Origin of the sequence: Nitratidesulfovibrio oxamicus, from assembly GCF_015731765.1 — a bacterium.
Classification (GTDB): domain Bacteria; phylum Desulfobacterota; class Desulfovibrionia; order Desulfovibrionales; family Desulfovibrionaceae; genus Cupidesulfovibrio; species Cupidesulfovibrio oxamicus.
This window is the reverse complement of record NZ_VRYY01000434.1, coordinates 1-2,077: the sequence shown is the minus strand read 5'-3', so window position 1 is coordinate 2,077 and position 2,077 is coordinate 1. Positions and strand designations below refer to the sequence as shown.

2 protein-coding genes are annotated in these 2,077 nt (G+C 67.7%); both read right to left on the bottom strand.

The window, feature by feature from the left end; translation table 11 throughout:
- Window positions 1–1,110: CgeB family protein (locus FVW20_RS13440; protein ID WP_372435003.1), on the bottom strand; the 1,110-nt coding region annotated here is incomplete at its 3' end.
- A gap of 192 nt (window positions 1,111–1,302) precedes the next feature.
- The coding region (locus FVW20_RS13435; RefSeq protein ID WP_196610007.1) for a glycosyltransferase family 9 protein at window positions 1,303–2,077 on the bottom strand (775 nt) is incomplete at its 5' end.

Genomic DNA, 2,077 nt, shown 5'->3' with positions numbered 1-2,077 from the left:
GCGCATGTCCTCGGGAAGGTCGGCGGGCAGACCTGCGTCGGCGGCGCGCGGGGCGGGCCAGCCGGGGCGGCGCTGGGCGATGAACTCCAGCAGCGTGCGCATGCGGTGCTGGTAAGTATGCTCCGCCAGCACCCGTGCCCGGGCACGGGCCGCCATGGCCTGCCGTTCTTCCGGGTGGGCCAGGTAGTGGGCGATGGCCGCCGTCAGCCCGTCCATGGAATCGAAGGTGGCCAGTTCATCCTCGGCGAACAGTTCATCCATCAGGGTGCGCCGGTCCACCAGCTGAAAGGCCCCGATGCTGGCCAGTTCGAAGGTACGCGGGTTCACGAAGTCCCCGCCGGTGACCAGGGTGCGCGACTGGATGCTGGAGTGCAGGTTCAGGTTGATGCGGCTGGCGTTGTAGATCTTCACCGAATCCTCTGCGGACACCCGCGCCCCGCCCTGTTGCACGTGCCGCGCCAGCAGGGGCTCTCCGTCCCATTCCGTGCCCCATATCCTGAAGTCCAGATGCACCAGTTGGCGGAAGGCCACGCGCCGGTTGGGATAGCCCGCGCCCAGAAAGGCCACGTCGGCCCCGTAGCGGCGCTGTTCCACCGGAGAAAGTTCAAGTGATTTGTGAAAGGACGGCAGCGCAGCCATGGGCAGGTACAGCGCATCGCGCACGCCCATGGCGGCCAGTTCGTCCAGCAGGGGGGCGCGCTGGATCACCGCGAACACGTCGTAGAACGGCGCAAAGGCCCGCCAGTAGGTGAACACCTTGTGGTCTTCCACGAACCACATGGCCGTGGCCACGTTGTCGCGCCGCAATCGCTTGAGGGCCTGATGGTTCAGCGGGGCCTGCGCCAGGCACAACACAAGGTCCGGCCCGAAGGTTTCCACCTTGGCCAGCACCGCTTGCGACACCACCTGAAGGAACGAGTTTTCCAGAAACTCCAGCCGGTCCGCCGTAACCTTCAGATCCTTCAGCGCCGTGAACGCCCCGAGGAACGACGGCGCCTCGAAGGTTTCCACCACATGGCCCAGGTCGCGCAGGGCATCCACGCAATACCGCCCGATGGGCAGGGAACCGCCGTACATGGGCAGCACCACCAGCACGCGCAGGCGGGGCATGATGCTGCCGGGTGCGGCAGACGCGCCGGACACGGCAGACGCGGAAAACGGAGGAGTGCCGAAAGACTGGGTCATGCGCGAACCTCGTACCGGTATCCCGGCGGAGCGTGAAAACGGAAACTTCGGGACGCGGGGCAGGTTTCGCCCTGCAAACCTTAAAGTTGAACTTCAACCTTCAGTCAGCACAATCCTTCATGCATTGCGCTGCGGTTGGTCCGCAAACGGGTCGAACGCGGCAAAGGCCGCCCCTTCCGGGCCGGGCAGCATCCAGTCCGCCTCGTGGTACAGCAGGCGGGCCAGGTCGTGGTCCGTCAGATCCTCGCCCGCGAACAGGCCAAGGTACTCGCCCACCAGCGCCCGCAGCTCCACCCGGCGCGGCGCGGACGGGTCTTCGCCGAACACGGTGAGCCAGGTGGACCCCACGTCGTCGAGGGCGGAGACCATGCCCAGCATGCCGGGCGGGTGACGGTCGCCGGGGCGTCCGGAGAGAAAGGACAGGAACTCGCGCGAGCGGAAGGCATCCAGGCATTGCACCCCGATGGGGCAAGGCCGCGCCTCAAGGCAGGGCAGGCAGTCCAGGATGGCCTGCCACACCCGGTGGCCGGGGCCGTAGGGTCCCGTTTCGTGGCACCACGCCGAGGACAGGAAGAAACCCTGCACCGGCACGCCAAGGTGGGCGGCAAGGTGCATGGTGCCGGTATCGGGGGTGAGCAGCGTGTCCAGTCCCGCAAGGGCATCGGCAAGGTCCGCCCAGCCGGTGCGGCCCACGAGATCGTCGTAATTCCCCGCCACGGATGCGGGCAGATGGTCCAGCACCTTGCGCAGCAACGGGCGCTCGGCCTTGGTTCCGAAAAAGGTTACCCTCGGGCCGCCCAGCCCCTCGAACACGGCGCGCAGGCAGGCCGCCAGCGCATCGGGCGGCAGCGACCGGCGCGACATGCGCCCGGCCAGCACCACGCCGATGCCC